Annotated in this window: 15 protein-coding genes; 6 read left to right on the forward strand and 9 right to left on the reverse strand. The window is 65.0% G+C overall.

The annotated features are described in order from the left end of the window. The 9 genes from MHM97_RS17055 to MHM97_RS17095 are packed head-to-tail and all read right to left on the reverse strand — an operon-like array spanning position 1 to position 10,741. Positions 1-1,116, reverse strand: coding sequence for an ABC transporter permease (locus MHM97_RS17055; protein WP_239323656.1), 1,116 nt, complete (start codon positions 1,114-1,116; stop codon positions 1-3). Beyond that, positions 1,113-2,684 (reverse strand): ABC transporter ATP-binding protein, encoded by a 1,572-nt coding sequence (locus tag MHM97_RS17060; protein WP_239323658.1) that lies wholly within the window; start codon positions 2,682-2,684, stop codon positions 1,113-1,115. The genes MHM97_RS17055 and MHM97_RS17060 overlap by 4 nt, the downstream gene beginning before the upstream one ends. Next, complete coding sequence (locus tag MHM97_RS17065; RefSeq protein ID WP_239323660.1) at positions 2,656-4,848, reverse strand: N,N-dimethylformamidase beta subunit family domain-containing protein; 2,193 nt, start codon at positions 4,846-4,848, stop codon at positions 2,656-2,658. The genes MHM97_RS17060 and MHM97_RS17065 overlap by 29 nt, the downstream gene beginning before the upstream one ends. A 26-nt stretch (positions 4,849-4,874) precedes the next feature. After that, positions 4,875-5,894, reverse strand: coding sequence for a BMP family lipoprotein (locus MHM97_RS17070; RefSeq protein ID WP_239323662.1), 1,020 nt, complete (start codon positions 5,892-5,894; stop codon positions 4,875-4,877). A gap of 36 nt (positions 5,895-5,930) precedes the next feature. Beyond that, positions 5,931-6,860: an SMP-30/gluconolactonase/LRE family protein gene (locus MHM97_RS17075; protein WP_239323664.1), complete on the reverse strand. Its 930-nt coding sequence runs from the start codon at positions 6,858-6,860 to the stop codon at positions 5,931-5,933. After that, complete coding sequence (locus tag MHM97_RS17080; protein WP_239323667.1) at positions 6,860-7,738, reverse strand: NAD(P)-dependent oxidoreductase; 879 nt, start codon at positions 7,736-7,738, stop codon at positions 6,860-6,862. Before MHM97_RS17080 ends, MHM97_RS17075 begins: the two co-directional genes overlap by 1 nt. Then, on the reverse strand, positions 7,735-8,760 hold the full coding sequence (locus MHM97_RS17085) for an aldo/keto reductase (protein ID WP_239323670.1): 1,026 nt from the start codon (positions 8,758-8,760) through the stop codon (positions 7,735-7,737). Before MHM97_RS17085 ends, MHM97_RS17080 begins: the two co-directional genes overlap by 4 nt. Continuing rightward, positions 8,747-9,421 (reverse strand): GntR family transcriptional regulator, encoded by a 675-nt coding sequence (locus tag MHM97_RS17090; protein ID WP_239323672.1) that lies wholly within the window; start codon positions 9,419-9,421, stop codon positions 8,747-8,749. The genes MHM97_RS17085 and MHM97_RS17090 overlap by 14 nt, the downstream gene beginning before the upstream one ends. A 21-nt stretch (positions 9,422-9,442) precedes the next feature. Further along, positions 9,443-10,741: an aspartate aminotransferase family protein gene (locus MHM97_RS17095; RefSeq protein ID WP_239323674.1), complete on the reverse strand. Its 1,299-nt coding sequence runs from the start codon at positions 10,739-10,741 to the stop codon at positions 9,443-9,445. Between the two features lie 172 nt (positions 10,742-10,913). Here MHM97_RS17095 and MHM97_RS17100 point away from each other — a divergent pair, with 172 nt between their 5' ends. The 6 genes from MHM97_RS17100 to MHM97_RS17125 all read left to right on the forward strand — a co-directional run bounded on the left by MHM97_RS17100 (position 10,914) and on the right by MHM97_RS17125 (position 18,128). Beyond that, a complete protein-coding gene (locus MHM97_RS17100) occupies positions 10,914-12,023 on the forward strand; it encodes a fumarylacetoacetate hydrolase family protein (protein ID WP_239323675.1) in 1,110 nt (369 codons plus the stop codon). Between the two features lie 22 nt (positions 12,024-12,045). After that, positions 12,046-13,581 (forward strand): aldehyde dehydrogenase (NADP(+)), encoded by a 1,536-nt coding sequence (locus MHM97_RS17105; protein WP_370645751.1) that lies wholly within the window; start codon positions 12,046-12,048, stop codon positions 13,579-13,581. Beyond that, the gene (ade, locus tag MHM97_RS17110) at positions 13,578-15,287 is read left to right on the forward strand and encodes an adenine deaminase (RefSeq protein WP_239323677.1); all 1,710 of its coding nucleotides are present in this window, start codon (positions 13,578-13,580) and stop codon (positions 15,285-15,287) included. The genes MHM97_RS17105 and ade overlap by 4 nt, the downstream gene beginning before the upstream one ends. Positions 15,288-15,372: 85 nt before the next feature. Beyond that, the gene (locus MHM97_RS17115; RefSeq protein WP_239323678.1) at positions 15,373-16,086 is read left to right on the forward strand and encodes an IS6 family transposase; all 714 of its coding nucleotides are present in this window, start codon (positions 15,373-15,375) and stop codon (positions 16,084-16,086) included. 206 nt (positions 16,087-16,292) lie between these two features. Continuing rightward, entirely contained in the window at positions 16,293-16,442 is a 150-nt protein-coding gene (locus MHM97_RS17120) for a hypothetical protein (RefSeq protein ID WP_239323679.1), read from the forward strand. Positions 16,443-16,829: 387 nt separating this feature from the next. Next, the gene (locus MHM97_RS17125; RefSeq protein WP_239323681.1) at positions 16,830-18,128 is read left to right on the forward strand and encodes a hypothetical protein; all 1,299 of its coding nucleotides are present in this window, start codon (positions 16,830-16,832) and stop codon (positions 18,126-18,128) included.

Below are 18,128 nucleotides of genomic sequence, written 5' to 3' on the forward strand. Positions count from 1 at the left end.
TCAGGCTCCTTCTGTTTTAGCCGTGGACCGCGACAAGAGCGCCCCGGTCAATGCGTCCGCATAGGGGCGCAGCATCGTCGCCAGGCCCCCCGCGAAGAAGATGACCAGCCCTTGCAGCACCACCACCACCTCGCGCGAGACGCTCGGGAAGAGGAACACCAGCGAGGCCCCGCCCTGATAGAGCGCCCCGAACAGCACCGCCGCCGCCACGATGCCAAGGGGCGTATTGGCCCCGATCAGCGCCACCGCGATGCCGATGAACCCGTATCCCAATGCGAAATCCAGCGTCAGGCGATGCTGGGCGCCCATGATCTCGTTCACCGCCATCAGCCCGACCAGCGCGCCCGACAGGCAGATCGCCTGCGCGGTCATCCGCCCGATCGGCACCCCGGCCACCCGGGCCGCACGGTCGTTGGCCCCGGCAGCGCGCAGCTCATAGCCCCATTTGGTGCGCCACAGCGCCCGGTAGACCGCATAGCTGACCGCCAGCGCCACGAAGATCATCACGTTCAGCGGCGCGGGCTGGAAGCGAAAGCCGAAACTGTTGATCATGTCGATGATCTGCGGCAGCCGCTGCCCCGGTTCCAGCCCCGGTCCGGCAGGCGCCATCGACCCCGCCGGGCGCAGCACGCTCACGATCAGGTAGATCATCAGGAGCGAGGCGATGAAGTTGAACATGATGGTGGTGATCACCAGGTGGCAATTGCGCCGCACCACCAGATAGGCGGGCACCGCCGCCCAGGCCGCCCCGAAGAGCGCCGCCCCCGCAACCGCCAGCGGCAGCAGCGCCCACCAGGGCATCCACGGCAGCCAGATGCACAGCACTGCCACGATCAGCCCCGCGAAATAGGCCTGCCCTTCGCCGCCGATATTGAACTGGCGCACATGCGCCGCCAGCGCGAAGCCGAGGCCGGAAAAGATGAAGTTCGTCGCGTAATGCAACGTGTAGCCGATGCCGTCGACGGTGCCAAAGGCCCCCTCCAGCACCGCCGCATAGGCGCGGAACGGGTTTTCGCCGACCGCGAGGATCAGCACCCCGCCCAGGAACAGGGCAGCGGCGATATTCAGGAGCGAGGCCAGCAGGCCGCCGAGTGCGGATTGGGTATGTGCGGTCATTCTGCCACCTCCTGGGACATTTCGGCGGTGGCTTCCTTGCTGTAGCCCGCCATCATCATGCCGATCCGGCGCTCGGAGAACTCGGATTTGTCCAGCACCCCCATGGAGCGCCCCTCGAACATCACCAGCACCCGGTCCGACAATGCGATCAGTTCCTCCAGCTCGACCGAAACCACCATCAGCGCCTTGCCCTTGTCGCGCTCCTGGCGCAAGTGGTCGTGGATGAACTCGATAGCGCCGATGTCGACGCCCCGGGTCGGCTGGCCGATCAACAGCACATCCGGGTCGAAACTCAGCTCGCGCCCGATCACCAGTTTCTGCTGGTTGCCGCCGGAAAAGAAACTCATCCGCCGCGCCGGGTCGGCGGGGCGCACATCATGGTCCCGCATCAGGTCGCCGCACCACTCGCTGTGCATCTCCGCGCCAGGATAACGCGCGGTCAAAGTGTCGTAGAACGGGGTCCGGGTCAGCCCCAGCACCGCGTTTTCCGAGGCCGGCCAGGCGCCGACCAGCGCCTCGCCCAGCCGATCCTCTGGCACCAGGCCGACACCGCGCTGGCGCAGCTCCGCCAGACCGATGCTGTCGCCCGCCCCGATCTCGATATCGCGCATGCGGATCCTGCCGGAGGTGACCGGCATCAACCCCGCCATCGCCCGCAGGATTTCTGACTGGCCGTTGCCCGAAACCCCGGCGACCCCGAGGATTTCCCCCTCGCGGATCTCGAAGGACACATCCCGCACCAGCCGGATATCGCGGCTGTCGCAGACCGTCAGGTTCTCGACGCTCACCTTCACCGCCTCGCCGCAGGGCTTGCGCTCCACCGGCCGCGCCCGCAGCGCCCGGCCCACCATGCCCTCGGCCAGCGCCTCGCGGCTGGTCTCGGCGGTGCGCAGGGTATCGACCACCTCGCCATGGCGCAGGATGGTCACATTCCGGGTCGCCTCCATCACCTCCTGCAACTTGTGGGTGATCAGCACCACGGTTTTGCCGTCCGCCACCAGATCACGCATCACATGAAACAGCAGCTCCACCTCGGGCGGCGTCAGCACGCTGGTCGGCTCGTCCAGGATCAGCAGCTCCGCCCCGCGATAGAGCGCCTTCACGATCTCGATCCGCTGCTGGATGCCGACCGCCAACTGACCCACTGGCACATCTAGCGGGAATTCCAGCCCGTAGCGCTGCTGGATCGCCTCGATTTCGCGGCGGGCCTGGCCATTGCGCCGCCCCAGCCAGAAGCCCCCTTCGCTGCCCAGCATCAGGTTTTGCAGCGCCGTCTGCCGCTCCACCAGCATGAAATGCTGGTGCACCATGCCGATGCCGAGGCGGATGGCATCGCTCGGCGTCTTGATATCGGCCCGCGCGCCATTGATCAGCACCTCGCCACCGTCGGGATCGTACAGCCCGAAGAGCATCGACATCAGCGTGGTCTTGCCGGCGCCGTTCTCGCCGATCAGCCCGTGAACGGTGCCCCGTTCGACCTTGAAGGACACGCTGTTGTTGGCGACGACCGGTCCGAACGATTTGCTGATATCGCGAAATTCAAGGTGACTTGCCTCCTGATCCGTCATCTAGTGACCTCCTTGTCGGTTCTTGTTCTGTAGTTTTTTGTGTTTTTGTTGTCCTGTGGCCGGACCGCTCCAGCATGTCGTGCAGCGCCGCCGTCAACAGCGCCGCACAGGACCGGCGGTCCCCCGAGTCGCGCAGCCCCTCGGCCCAGCGGATGGACCCGATGGAGAGGCCGAGGCCCCCCGCAGCATGCTCCACCAGCACGATTTGCCCCCGCACCGCGGCGCGCAGCTTTGCCTCCGCACCGGTAGAAAAGCCGTCCAACGACGGGAAATCTTCGATGGCCGGGACATAGCCCGCGGGTAATTCAACCGCTTGCGCCAGCACATGCCGCCGCCCGGCGCGGAACCCCTGTGGACGCACCCCATCAAGTTCCAGCCCCGCAACGCCGAAGGGCGCATCGCCGAGATCTGCCAACACCTGCGCAATCCGGGGCGGCAGAGACCCGCTGTCCAGATCCGGCGCTCGCTGGTAAGAACCGTCGCCGGAGAACCCCATGGCGCAGAAGCTGTTGCCGAAGATTGCCTCTGGCGCGGGGGCGAAATTGCGGCTCAGCCCGCCCGGCCTGCCGTCGAGGGCATGGCAGGCCTCGCCCGGCTCGGCGTCCCAGGTGCGCACACCCTCGCGGCGGGCCACTTCGATCAGATGCGGCGCCTGCGGAGCACGCGCGATGCGCCAGTAGAACCCGTTACCCCCCGCATAGAGGATCGAACCGCCGCGCTGCCGGTGCCGGTCATAGGCGCCGAGCGAGGCGCGGGTGCAATATTCGGGATGCGATCCGGTGATCGCCACATCGTACCCTGCCAGAACATCCGCGGTCTCATCGTCGAGGCATTCGTCGGTCAGGACATCAAACGCAGTTCCGCTGACCCGCAACCAGTCGAGGATCGCAAGATCGGCAGCGAATTGATGCGGCATACCCAGAAGCTGCGAGTGGAAATCCGCCCGCACCGTCAACTGCGGCCGCCGCGCCGAGGCCAGCGCCACGCCGCTCCCATCGCCATGCTGGCAATAGAGCGATTTCAACCCCATCTGCGCCGCCGCCTCATACAGGGGCGCCGACTGCGTCGGCCCCGCCTGCGGGAACTGCTCGGGGTCTTCGGGTTGCCAGAAACTGTTGTTGGCATAGGCGCGATAGCTGAAGGTCGGCATCACCAGCGCGACCCGTGCGCCTGTCGCCGCACCGGGGGTCACGAACAGAGGCAGCGCGTCGAAACTCTCGCGATCCGCCCAGTTGACCTCTGGCCCGGTCGACAGGATCGCGGAATAGACGCCCGTCTCCTCCGGCGCGGTCAGGGTGGTCAGCACAGGCCAGCCCGCGTCCTCCAGATCGTCGCCGCTCAGGTCGACCGCGTTGAACTGCTCGGGTGCGGTGCCAGGGACATGCTCACCGGTCCAACCGCGAGCGGGGACCGCCCTGCGCGGGGCACCGTGCAGCCAGCCGTCGAAAGCGCCGAGCTGCCTATCAGAAACCGCCATCGGATGCGCCGCCGCACGCGCTAGATCCCAGCATGCCAACTCGCGACCCATGGCGTCATGCAACACAGGATGGCCGATGCGACAGCGGCTCGCGGGCCAGCCCGGTAGCGCGCCGAGGATCAGGCGGTCGAGCCGCGCTGTCGGCACAGACAGCGCCATATCAAACGCGGCTCCCTGCCCTTCCGGCCCGAGCACTCGAACTTCCAACGCATCATTGCGCAAACCTAGGGTGCAGCGATTCCACCGCATCGGGTCCAGTCGCAGATCGACCTCCTGCGCAGCCACCACACGTTCATCCTCGATCCATTCCAGTACCGGGGTAAAACGGTCGGTAATCGACATCCTCAAACCCGCACTGCCACCGATCAGAGCCGCTATCCCACCGCAAGCCGCGCCCGAGGCGGGCAGCCGGAGATCGAAGCCGAGTTCGAACCCGGCCTCCAGTGCAGAACCGATCCTGACCTCGAACCACGACCCCGACGGCACCGAAAGCTCCGTCTGGTCGCAACGGAGTGCCTGCACATCCGTCACCGCCTTGCTGGTCTGAGGCCAGTCACAGGGTGTCGACACCGGCCCTAGATGTTGTCTCAGATGCAGATAGACGAGACCTGAGACAGAGGCCGCATGCACCGTGAAAGGGGCGCCGGCCTTGACGCTCCAATCGGGAATGTAACCTGTGACTTGCATGATCTCGCCCAAGTTTCCGCGTGCCGTTACTTCGGGCAGCTATCGGTTTCGAAATAGCTGGGCACCTTGATGTCGCCCGCTACAATGGCGTCACGGATTCCGTTCACCTTGGCTTCGGTCTCGGCCGACACCAGGGCGCGGTTGTTGTCATCGATCACCCAGCCGACGGCCTCTTCAGCCAAACCCAGTGAGTTCAGACCCGGTTCCCAAGTACCGTCTGCAGCGGCCTTGAAGGCGAGATAGACCGCCCGGCCAACTTCCGAGGTAGCCGAGGTCAGCACATGGCCGGGCTGAATGCCGTTCTGGTTGACGCCGACTCCGATCGACAGCTTGTCCGCATCGGCAGACGCCTGAAGGATGCCCATCGTGGTGCCGCCCGCCGCCGCGAAAACGATATCCGCGCCCCGGTCGTATTGCCCCAGTGCCAGTTCTCGCCCGCGCGCCGGATCGGCCCAGGCCGACGGCGTGGTGCCGGTCATGTTTTCCAGCACCGCGACCTCGGCATTCACCGATTCCGCCCCGTGGCGATAGGCGCAGGAAAAGTCGCGTATGATCGGGATATCCATGCCACCGACAAAGCCGACGGTACCGGTTTCAGTGGTCAGCCCGGCTAGCGCGCCGACCAGATAGGCGCCCTCGTTATAACGGAACTCCACCGACTGCACGTTGGGCAGGTCGACGAATGTATCCACCACGACGAATTTTGTATCCGGGAAATCCGGCGCCACCTTCTCCATCACCGCCGCCCAGCTAAAGCCGATGGTGACGATGGGATCGCCGCCGCTGCTGGCAAACCGCCGCAGCGCCTGTTCGCGCTGCGCTTCGTTGGTGGGTTCGAAGTCGCGGAAGGCGATGCCGGTTTCCTCCTGGAATTCCACCGCGCCGTAATAGGCGTTCTCGTTGAAGGACCGGTCGAATTTGCCGCCTAGATCGTAGAGCAGCGCCGGGGCGATGTCCTCGGCCATTGCGGCGGAGGCGGTCAACCCCGATAGCGCCAGCGCCAAGGCTGCGGCGACCCGGAGGGGAGCTTTGCTCAGGTTGGTCATGTTACAGTCTCCTGTTGGTTATCTGTGGCGCGGGTTTTATTCCGCTTTTGTTATCCGGATCACCGCGTCGGACGCGGTGATCAGAATTTCGTCATCGCCCTCCCCCCCGGAGGCGAAATTCGCGACGGGCTTGTCGAAGGCGAGACAGCCGAGCCGGGCGCCGGTTGCGTCGAACCGTTCCAGCCCCGCGCCGCTGGCCACCCAGAGCCCGCCTTCGGGCGCGGTGCGGATGCCGTCAGGCACGCCCTTCAGCACCCTGCAAAACGGCTGCCCCCGACCCGCGACCCGGCCTTCGGCGCTAAGCGCATAGCGGAAGACATCGCGCGGTCCCTCGGCATCGAATGCGACCTCCGGTCCCATGTCGGCACCGCTGTCGGCCACATAGATCCAGCGCCTCTCGGCGGAGATGCTGAGGCCGTTGGGCATCTTCAGATCGGCGATTTCGGCGCTGACCGTGCCATCGGGGGCGATCCGGTAGACCCGGTTCTGCGCCTGTTCGGCCTCGGCCCGGGCGCCCTCGTAATCGGTCAGGATGCCGTAGGTGGGATCGGTAAACCACACCGCCCCGTCCCAGGCCTCGATCACATCGTTGGGCGAATTGAGCCGCCCGCCGCCGTAGCTGTCACAGAGGGTCTGCCACTGACCGTCCGGGGTCTGGCGGGTCACGCTGCGGCTCAGATGCTCGCAACACAGGATCGTGCCGCCCGCAGTGGCGAAATGGCCGTTGGCGTTCTGCGCCGGGGCGCGAAACAGGCCGAGGCCATACGCCGCACTATAGGACAGGACCCGGTTGTTGGGGATGTCGGAAAAGATCCACTGCCCCGCGCCGGGACACCAGCAGGGCCCCTCCGACCAGGCCAGATCGCGGGCAATCACCTTTGCCCCGCCCTCTGACACGAGATCGTCGATACCACGCCCCAGATGGCGCATCAGGATCGCATCCGCCGCTGCGCTCAACCCGGCCATCACTCCGCCTCCTCCTGCCGGAACCGCAGGGCATAGCCGCTGTGGTCGGTCTCCGCATGGCCGTTCCCGGCCAGATCGGCAAAGGTGCGCGCCACCGCATTCGCCACCTCCAGCCGCGCGAAAGCGGCGGGATCCGCCGCCTGCGCCAGCCCCAGGTCCTTCAGATGCAGGCGGATAGGCCCGGCGCTGCCGTATTCCTCCGCCACGATCTTCGGCCCGTGCACCTGCAATACCCGGCTGTCGGCAAAGCCCCCCGCCAGCGCAGTCAACAGACTGGCGCGATCGACGCCGAGGGTTCTGGCGAATTCCAGCCCCTCGGCCACCGCCGCGATGGTGTCGGCCACGATGATTTGATTGGCCAGTTTGGCCGCTTGACCCGCCCCGGTCTCGCCCAGGTGATGCGGTGTGCCGCAGGCGCGCAGAATGTCGGCGGCGCGGGCCACCGCCCCCGCGTCACCACCCAGGAACAAGGTCAGGCGTCCCGCTTCGGCCCCCACCACGCCTCCGGAGACTGGCGCGTCCACCAGGTCGATGCCGCGCGCTGCGCATTCCCCAGCCAGCCAGCGAGTGCCCTCCAGCCCGGTGGTACCCATGTCGATCACCAGCCCCCCCGATGCGAGACTGTCCAGCACCTTCGTCTGCGCCAGCGCAGCCCGGATTGCGGCGGCGTCGGGCAGGCAGAGAATTAACACCTCTGTCCCGCCCTCCGCTGCTCGACCCCAGGGCGTCTCCATCGGGCGCACCGCGACGGCTCCGTCCAGCCCCGGACGGCGGTTCCCGTCGCGGGTCAGGCCGCAGACCTCATGGCTGGCAGACGCCAGCCGGTTGGCAATCGGCACGCCCATATACCCGAGGCCGAGGATCGCGATCCGGCTCACCGCATTACCTCCGGCAAGCTGTCCGGGTGGATCAGCGACAGATCGCGCAGCCGGGTCCAGAACCCCCGCGGAATCGCCACATCCAGCAGCGCCGCATTCTCGCGCGCCTGCTCCGGGCTGCCCGCGCCGGACACCACGGTGGCGACAATCGGGTTGAGCAGCGGAAACTGGAACGCCGCCGCCTTCAGCGGCACGTCGAATTCGTGGCAGACCCCCTCGATAGCGCGCACCTTGGCGACCATCTCCGGCTCTGCAGGCACGTAGTTATAAAAGGGTGTCTCTACCGTTGTGCCGGTGGCCAGGATGCCCGAGGCGAAGGGAGAACCGATCACGATACCCACGTCGCGCGCGGCGCAGGCGGGGAATTCCGCCTCCAGCACCTCCTGATCCAGCAGCGTATAGGGCATCGCCACCAGAAAGAAATCGAGGTCGAACCGGCGCAGCATCTCCGGGATGGTGCCGAGGATATTGACCCCTGCGCCGATGCCCTTGATCTCGCCATAGGTGCGCAGCATCTCCAGCGCCCGCCAGCCGGATTTCTCCAGATCGCGGAAATGAGCATCGACCAGATCCTGAGAGCCGATCTCGGCCACGTCCAGATCGTGGATCAGCAGTAGGTCGATGCTGTTGATGCCCAGCCGCATCATGCTCTGCTCGTAAGAACGCATGATGCCGTCATAGGTGTAGTCGAACCGGTAATCGAACGGTAGGCCGCCTTTCCAGAATGTCGGACGATAGGTCTCCGGCTCCTGCGGGCGAAAGAAAGTGCGGCCGATCTTGGTCGACAGCACGAAGTCCTGACGCGGCTTGCTGCGCAGCATCTCGCCGAACCTCAACTCGCTCAGCCCGTGGCCGTACCAAGGCGAGGTGTCGAAATAGCGGATTCCACTGTCCCAAGCAGCCTCCAGCGTGGCGCGCGCTACATGATCCGGCACCGGCGCGTAGATCTCGCCCAGTGTGACCCCGCCCATGCCTACGCAGGAGGGATGCGCGCCAGTCTGTCCAAGTTCACGTGTGTTCATCGCTCTTGATCTCCGGGTGGTTTTTCAAGATGGGGCCGATCAAATGGTGCTTCAGCTCGGCGGCAAGCCCAGTCGGATCCTCGAAGATCGCCTGCACCAGTCGGCGGTGATCCTCAATCGACTCCTCAAAGTCGAAGACGTCGCTGCGCTCATGCAGCAGGAAGACGAAGACGTTGCGCGAAATCGACTGCCAAAGCGACATCAGCACCGAACTGCCGCTCAGCTCGATAAGGGTCCGGTGAAACGAAAGGTCGGCCCGGCAATAGGCGGGCAGATCGTCCAGTAGCGCGCATTTCTCCAGCTCTCGTACGCAGCGGTCCAGCGCGGCCCGGGTCTGGGCGCTGCGGTCGGGGTCGCTCAGAACGCGGCGGATCGCGATACCCTCGACGGTCTCGCGCACCTCCAGCATCTCCATCGTCTCCGACATGCTCGGCGCGTTGACAAAGACGCCCCGGTTCGGCTTGGCATGCAACAGCCCCTGCGCCTGCAACAGCCGCATAGCCTCGCGCACCGGCACCCTGCTGACCTGAAGGCTTTCGCAGATCTCCCGCTCCGCAACCTTCTCGCCGGGTTTCAGATTGCCGGAGGCCACTTCCATCACGATGAAATCCGCCACCTGATCGGTGACACTGATATGGGTGATCGCGGGTTTGAGGGTCATGTCGTTTGCGTCCTTTGGAAATCAGATCAGATGAGCCCAGCGTTTGAAAAACGCGCGCACGGACTCGACGATATGGTCTGCATCCTCAGGGGAAATGGCCAGACTCATATTGATCTGACTGCGCCGCGCCAGATAGACGCCGGACAGGATCATTTCGAGCTGGAACAGCTTATACGTGAGGCGCGGCACTTCCCGCAGGTCCTCCGGCCCGTGGATCTCGCCCCCGGTGAAATGCAGGTTCATGATCGATCCCAGACCGGTGAACTGCGCCGCCGCATTACTCTCGCGCACCACCGCGTTCAGCCGGGCGCGCAGGGCATCGCCCGCCTCGGTCAGCTGCACCGCGCGCGCGGGCGTGAAGACCTGCGTCAGACCAGCGTGACCGGCCAGCATGGTGAAGAGATTGTTGTTGAAGGTCCCGGCATGGGGCAGCGCCCCCGGACGCGACGGATCCATATGCGCCATCAGCGCCACCCGCCCGCCAAAGGCGCCGAAGGAGAACCCCGCGCCCAGATATTTGCCTAGCGTCGTCAGATCCGGCATCACATCATAGAGCGCCTGCATCCCGCCCGCCCCGATCCGCGAGGTCACCACTTCGTCGAAGATCAGCAGCACCCCGCATTCGTCGCAGGCCGCGCGCAGGCCGCGCAGGAAGTCGCGGCTGGCGGGCAGCGACCCGGCGTTGCTCATCATCGGTTCGACAATGACGGCGGCCAGATCCTGCGCCTGCTCGCGGATCATCGCCACCGATCCCTCGATGTCGTTATAGCGGCCGAACACCCAGTCGAATGGGGCATTCATCGCATTGTCGACATCGGAGAACACAAAGACGCCGCCATGATAGGCGCCATGGAAGGCCATCAGCTTGTTGCGCCCGGTCGCATGGCGCGCCAGTTGCAGCGCATAGAGATTGGCCTCGGTGCCCGAATTGCAGAACCGCACCTGCTCGATGGCTGGGAAACGGGCGCAAACCACCTCGGCAAGGTCGATCTCGGAGGCCCCCGGCGCGCCATTCGACGCCCCCAGCTCCAGCGCACGCTGCGCGGCGGCCAGGATTGCCGGTTCCTTGTGGCCGTACAGCCCCGCGGAAAATTCTCCCAGCGCATCGATATAGCTGTGCCCGTCCACATCCGTGACCCGCGATCCGGTGCTGCGCACCACATAGAGCGGGAAAGGATCGAAATGCAGCGCGGTCCGGGTATTGCCTCCGGGCATCGCCGCCTGCGCCCGCCGGTGCAGCGCAAGGCTTTCGGGATTGGCCTCGCTATAGCGCTGCTCCAGCTCGGCCACGGCTTGCTCGATTTCACTGGTGACGGGCATCCTTCTCTCCCCGTTAATTCTGCCAGAGCCGACATCCTCTGGTCAGAGGCTTATTGTATTTTCGTCAGATTGTAATACGATAAGACAATCAACATTGCAAGTCCGAACTGCCGTGGGGCCCCGACCGGGGGCGCGGGGCAGCACAAAGGGCGGCAACAACCGGAGGAAAAAAATGAGCGATGCGAACACGCCCCTGATGATAGGCAGGGTGCAGACCGAGGCCGGCCCCTGCGTGGTGACAGAGCGCGACGGGCGGGTGATCGACATCACCACCAAAGGCGCCGCGCTGGTCAGAGATATCTTCGAGATGGAACGCCCCGCCGAATATGTGCAGCAGGCGACGGGCCGCGATCTCGGCCCGGTGGCGGAGATCACCCGCGCCGGGGCCTGGCTTGCGCCTTGCGACCTTCAGGCGGTGAAGGCCTGCGGCGTGACCTTCGCCGAATCGCTGATCGAACGAGTGGTCGAGGAACGCGCAGCAGGCGATGCCACTCTGGCCCAGAGCATCCGCCTGCAGATTGAGGAGGAAATCGGCACCACCATCGAAGGGCTCGTCCCCGGCTCCGAAGCCGCGATGAAACTGGCCCGCCAACTTAAAGCCGCTGGCCTCTGGAGCCAGTATCTGGAGGTCGGCATCGGCCCTGACGCTGAAGTCTTCACCAAGGCGCAGGTGCTCTCCGCCGTCGGCACCGGGGCGCTGATCGGCGTGCACCCCGGCTCGGCCTGGAACAACCCGGAGCCGGAGGTGGTGCTGGCGGTGAACTCCCGCGGCGAGATCCTCGGCGCCACCCTCGGCAACGATGTGAACCTACGCGATGTGGAAGGCCGCTCCGCCCTGCTGCTGGGCAAGGCCAAGGACAATAACGCCGCTTGCGCCATCGGCCCGATGATCCGGCTGTTCGACGACGGTTTCAGCCTCGACGACGTGCGCAGCGCGGTGATTTCCTTGCGGGTGGAAGGGCCGGACGGCTTTGTGCTGGAAGGTCAGTCCGACATGCGCCGGATCAGCCGCGACCCCGCCGATCTGGTGGCCCAGACCCTTGGCCACCACCATCAATACCCGGATGGGCTGATGTTGTTTCTCGGCACCCTCTTCGCCCCCACCCAGGACCGCGACGCGCCGGGACAGGGTTTCACCCATCACATGGGCGACGTGGTGGAAATTTCCTGCCCCGGCCTCGGCACCCTGCGCAACACGGTGGCCGCCACCGATGCCTGCCCGCCCTGGACGTTTGGCACCCGCGCCCTGATCGCCTCTCTGGCGACCCGCAACCTACTCTGAAGGATTTTGAAGGAAGATGACAATGTTGCATGGCGGAAGCCTGATCGACGGAACCTGGCACAGCACCGGTCCCCGCTTCACCAACGCGCCGGTGGACGGCGCCCCCGATACGTTCCATGCCCCCGGCGCGGCGGACCTGGACCAAGCGGTCGTGGCGGCCGAGGCGGCCTTTGCCACCTATGGGCGCCTGCCGGGCAGCGCCCGCGCCCGTTTCCTGCGCCGTATCGCCACCGAACTAGAGGCCCGCGGCGCGGCTCTGACCGAGATTGGCACCCGCGAGACCGGTCTACCCGCCGCCCGGCTTGAGGGCGAGCGCGGGCGCACCGTCGGCCAGTTGCGCATGTTCGCCGATCTGGTGGCGCGCGGCGACGACCTGATGCCGCGCCATGTGCCCGCCGATGCCAGCCGCACGCCCCCCCGGCCCGATCAGCAGCTGCTGCACCGCCCCATCGGCCCAGTGGCGGTTTTCGCCGCCTCGAATTTCCCGCTGGCCTTCTCGGTAGCGGGGGGCGACACCGCCTCGGCGCTGGCGGCGGGATGTCCGGTGGTCTTCCGTGCCCATTCCGCCCATCCCGGCACCTCAGAAGTGGCGGCTCAGGCCATCCAGGCCGCGATTGTCGCCGAGGGGCTGCCCGGCGGCGTGTTCTCGCTGTTGCAGGCGGGCAGCCGCGAGATCGCCACGGCACTGGTGCAACATCCGCTGATCAATGCCGTCGGCTTCACCGGATCGCTTGGCGGCGGGCGCGCGCTGTTCGACCTCTGCCACCGCCGCCCGATGCCGATCCCCTTCTTCGGCGAGCTGGGCTCGGTGAACCCGGTCTATGTCTTCGAGGCCGCCGCCAGCGCCCGCGCCGCCGGGATCGCCAGCGGCTGGGTCGCCTCACTGGGCCTCGGCGCGGGGCAGTTCTGCACCAATCCCGGCATTATCGTGCTGCCCGATCGGGACGATGTGGTCGCGACCTTCACCCAGGCCGCCATCGCGGCGGCCAAGGACACCGCCCCCCAGACCATGCTGACCGAGCGCATCGCCAGCGCCTATCACACCGGCGTCGCCCATCTGGCGCGGCTGGCCGAACAGGTCTACGGCAACACCGACGGCACCGGTCGCAGCGCCGACATGGCGCTGTTCCAGTGCAGCGACGCCGAGCTGATCGACACCCCGGCCCTGGCCGAGGAAGTCTTCGGCGCCGCCGGGCTGATCGTGCGCGCCAGCGGCACCGATGCCTTTGCTCGAATCGCCGCCGCCCTGCCCGGCCAGTTGACCGCGACCCTGCATCGCGATCCCGCCGACCACGCCGCCGCCGAGGCGCTGCTGCCGCTGCTGGCGCGCAAGGCGGGGCGGGTGCTGTTCAACGGCTTCCCCACCGGGGTCGACGTTTCCGCCGCGATGGTGCACGGTGGCCCCTACCCGGCCTCGACCAATTTCGGCGCGACCTCAGTCGGAGAATTGTCGATCCACCGCTGGCTGCGTCCGGTCTGTTTTCAGGACATGGGCGCGCCTGCGCAGGACATACTGATCCTGCCCGACCCGAACCAGAGCGAGGCCCCGCAAAGATGACCCAATCCGCCACTCCGTCGCTGTCGCGGCTGATCCGCAGTGCCCGTGGCCTTGAGGAGGCGGATCTGGTGATCCGCGGCGGCCAGATCTTCGACCTGATCACCGGCGCGCTCCTTGAAGGCGATGTCGCCATTTGCGGCGACCGCATCGTCGGCACCCTCGGCAGCTACAGCGGCAAGCGGGTCATCGATGCCACCGGCCTGATCCTGGTGCCCGGCTTCATCGATACCCACCTGCATATCGAAAGCTCGATGGTCACCCCCTTCGAGTTCGAACGCTGCGTGGCCCCACTCGGGGTCACCACCGCCATCTGCGATCCGCATGAGATCGCCAATGTGCTGGGGCTGGAGGGCATCCGCTACTTCCAGCGCGCCAGCGAGCTGACGGCGATCGACCTGCGGGTCCAGATTTCCTCCTGCGTGCCCTCCTCGCCGCTGGAAACCACCGCCGCCACCCTCTCCGCCGCCGATCTGGCGGAGGTGATGCACCATCCCTCCGCCATCGGTCTCGCCGAGATGATGAACTACCCCGGCGTCCTGCATGAGGCGCCCGAGGTGATGGAGAAACTGGAACTGTTCCGGGGCCGCCATATCGACGGCCATGCGCCCTTGTTGTCCGGCAACGACCTGAACGGCTATATCGCCCCCGGCATCCGCACCGAACACGAGGCCACCAATCTGCCCGAAGCGCTGGAAAAGCTGCGCAAGGGCCTGCGAGTGCTGATCCGTGAAGGGTCGGTCTCCAAGGATCTGGAGGCGCTGCGGCCTCTGCTCAACGACCTTACCGCGCCCTATATGTGTCTGTGCACCGACGACCGCAATCCGCTCGACATCGCCGAACAGGGGCACCTGGACTACATGATCCGGCGGCTGATCCAGCTTGGCGTCTCACCGCTGGCGGCCTATCGCGCGGCGACGCTTTCAGCGGCGGAGGCCTTCGGGCTGAAGGATCGCGGCCTGATCGCGCCGGGCAAACGCGCCGATATCGTGATGGTCAAGAGCCTGGAACAGGCCGATGCGCAGGAGGTGATCTGCGGCGGGCGGCTGCTGTCGGAGGTCTTCAGCGCCCCCGTCGCCAAGATCGCCCCGGTGGGGCTGACTTCGGTCAAAGCGGCAGAGATCTCCGCCACCGATTTCCGCCTCGCCGCCAATGCGCCGCACAGCGATGTGATCGGCATCCGCGTGGGCCAGATCCTAACCGACCACCTGCACGAGGTGGTACCGGTCGAGGATGGCGACAAACGGCCCGATACCGACCGCGACCTGCTGCGGATCTCGGTGATCGAGCGGCACGGGGTCAACGGCAATATCGGCAATGGCTTCGTGCGCGGCTTCGGGCTGAATCGGGGGGCCATCGCCTCCACCGTCTGTCACGACCACCACAATATCGTCGCGGTCGGCGCCGATTACGAAGATATGGCGCTGGCCGCCAACCGCCTTCGGGAGTTGCAGGGCGGCGTGGTGGTGACCTGCGACGGCGCGGTGATGGCGGAACTGGCGCTGCCGGTGGCGGGGCTGATGAGCCTTGAACCCTTCGCCGAGGTGCGCGACCGGCTGCGCGCGCTGCGCAAGGCCGCCGCCGAACTGGGCACCGATCTGGAGGAACCCTTCCTGCAACTGGCCTTCGTGGCGCTGCCTGTGATCCCTAACCTTAAGATCACTGACAGGGGCATGGTCGATGTGAACAAGTTCGAACTGATCGGCTGACCTCCTGCACACACACCGCACGGGTCCGTTGCATTAACTTCTCGGATCACGCAGATTTCACTCACAGTTGACAATGGAGGAGCCGATGGCGCAACGCAAGAACCCGTTCAAGCGGCATAGGTTTCCGCGTGAGGTCATCTTGCTTGCGGTGCGCTGGTACTGTCGCTACCCACTGTCGTGCCGCGACGTCCGTGACATGCTAGCTGAGCGGGGCGTGAAGGTCGATGCCTCAACCATCCACCGTTGGGTTCTCAAGTTCGGCCCCGAGATCCGCAAGCGTGCCTATGGCGCCCATCGGTCCTGGCGTGGGCTGCAGTGGCATGTGGACGAAACCTATATCCGGGTCGGCGGGCGCTGGTGCTACCTTTGGAGAGCGGTGGATCAGTTTGGCCAGTTGATCGATTTTCGGCTGACGGCAAAGCGAAATGCCAAGGCGGCAAGGGCCTTTATGCGACAGGCCCAGGAAGCCGTACGCCTATACCATCCGCTGACCATCGTCACTGACAAGGCGCACAGCTATGCGAAGGTAATTGGCCAGATCAATGCCCGCCTCGCGCCGGAGGATGTGATCCGGCACGTCGATCGGAAATACCTGAACAATCGGATCGAGAGCGATCATGCCGCATTGACGCAGCGACTACGTCCGATGCGCGGATTCCGGACCATGGCCGGAGCCAAGGCGGCTCTCGCCGGGATCGAAACCTACCGAACGATCCGAAAGGGCCAGTTCGAAAACTGCGAGAGAGGGGTTGCTAACGAGATCGACTTCGTGGCCAAACTTTTCCCCGAAGCCGCATAACGGGAGTGGCTGCAGCTATCACGCCGCGCTTACAGCGTTAATGCAACAGACCCTCATGTCGGATTGCGTCAGAAACTTCGACATACTTCTTGGATGGGCAGCGGGACATTGAGCGTACTTGGACGTCCGGCAGGTCCCGAGCCCTCACGCGGTGGCGGGGTTCTTGCTGCGCAGCCGGTCGAGTGACGGCTTCGGGGAAAGCGGCAATGCAGCAACTGATGCTGTCGACCGGCAGCAAAGGGCCGGTCACGTCTTCGGGCCTGGCTGGCCGCTGCGACTTTGCAAAGGTCACTATCTGCGCCTCGCTGCCCTTGGAGCTGACCGCAGCATCAGCAAGGGCCGCCACCGTCTGCTGAACGGCGGCTTTCGGGAAAGCTCTCGCGCTCGCAGCAGCGCCTTCATTGCACCCTGTATGAATTTCGTGTTTGGGCTGCCTGCGGCCACCAACGGAAGCACCTTCAGCCGTCCAGGCGCGTGACCAGCCCGCTGCGCCGCCGCAAGGCGGCTTTGAGCCCGACGCGGTCCTTGTGATTCTTCGCTGCGCGCGCTCGCAGCACAAGCATTTCAGCAGGTGCGAAAGGACTCGTGCCGCCTTGCGGCGGGAAATCCGGTCATTCTAGGTGTGAAACGATGGCGCGTTTGGCGGGAACTCGCGCAGCGCCTAAAACCATAGGTTGCAAAGCTGGCCGTACGACGGTAACACTTTACCAAATTGTTAGCGCTACCCTAAAGAGAGTTTATTGATGTTTGATTCTGGATCAGAGGTCGTTCGAGCGGCATTGCGCTACGATAAAGGTCGTGACCCCGAAGACACTTCTTTTCTTGACGCGAGTACGTATAAGCCTGACCCGGACAACTACATAGACGTCATCGCGCCGCTGCCGGTATTCGATGCGGCATTCGCAGATGACATCGTTTCTGTTGGCCTCGAAGTGTCGAACTTGGTCGCCGACATTCTCGATGCTGTCTTTGCCGGGTCGGTGGAGGCCATGATGGAATGGCAGGGTATTCCGACCGAAATGCGCAGCTTGGTTTCGTTCGACAGCGACGACCGCGGATTGCTTTTAGGGCGTTTCTTCTGCCGACCTGACCTGATCGTTGGTCCTGACGGCCCTCTTGTTCTTGAGGTGAACTTTGGCCCTTCGAACGGCAGCCTTGCGTTGGCTGACACCGTTCAATCACGTTTCGCGGAAACCGATCAGGGTAACGCGCTGACCCAACAGGGGATTGTCCTGCGGCCCCCGGCTTCCATGAAGACGCTGGCAGATGCGCTCGGGCGTGTCCTGCGGCGCTGCGCAACAGATACGTCACATCGCCATCTGCTTGTTGCCGTCGCCACGAAAGAGGAAGCAGAAGAGCCCAAGGGGCACATTGTCGACTTCTGCGACGGCCTTTCCGATCTTGGCTTCGATGTGTCTCTCGCACGGCTCTCGGACATCTGCGCGGACGGCAAGACCGCGTCTCTCGGGGGGCGCAGGATCGATGCCATTTATTGCATGTGCACGTTCGCCGAGATCCAGCGCAATGACGTCCCGCACTCACTCCTGCTCGACCTCATCGCACTGGACCGTGCTGCCGAACTGGATTTCATTGGCGGCCCGGCCCACCTGCTGTTTGATAACAAGGCCAATCTCGCCTTGCTGCACGAGCCGATCGCTGATGCGTGTTTTGATCCCAACCGTCTCACATATGTGCGGGAACACGTCGCCAAGACCGCCATGGCAACTCATCACAACCCGAAAAATGGTCCGGTCATTTACAAGCCTGTTAATGATTACGGCGGCTTCGGCATCACCTTTGATCACCGCGTGGTTGCAGCAGCTTCCAGAAGTTATATTGCTCAGGACATCGTTCCAAATGCCTGCAGATGGGTCGATGACACCGGCAACCATACGCGCCACCTGTGTTTCGGTCCCAGCTTCGTTGGCGGGAGCCATGCCTCGACGCTTTTGCGGGCGAAATCCGCAGAGGGAGCGGTGCCGATCATAAACGCAGCCCAGGGTGCAGCCGTGGGCCCAGTTCTGATCCGGGACCAAGCATAA

Source organism: Epibacterium sp. Ofav1-8, assembly GCF_022348185.1.
GTDB lineage: Bacteria > Pseudomonadota > Alphaproteobacteria > Rhodobacterales > Rhodobacteraceae > Epibacterium.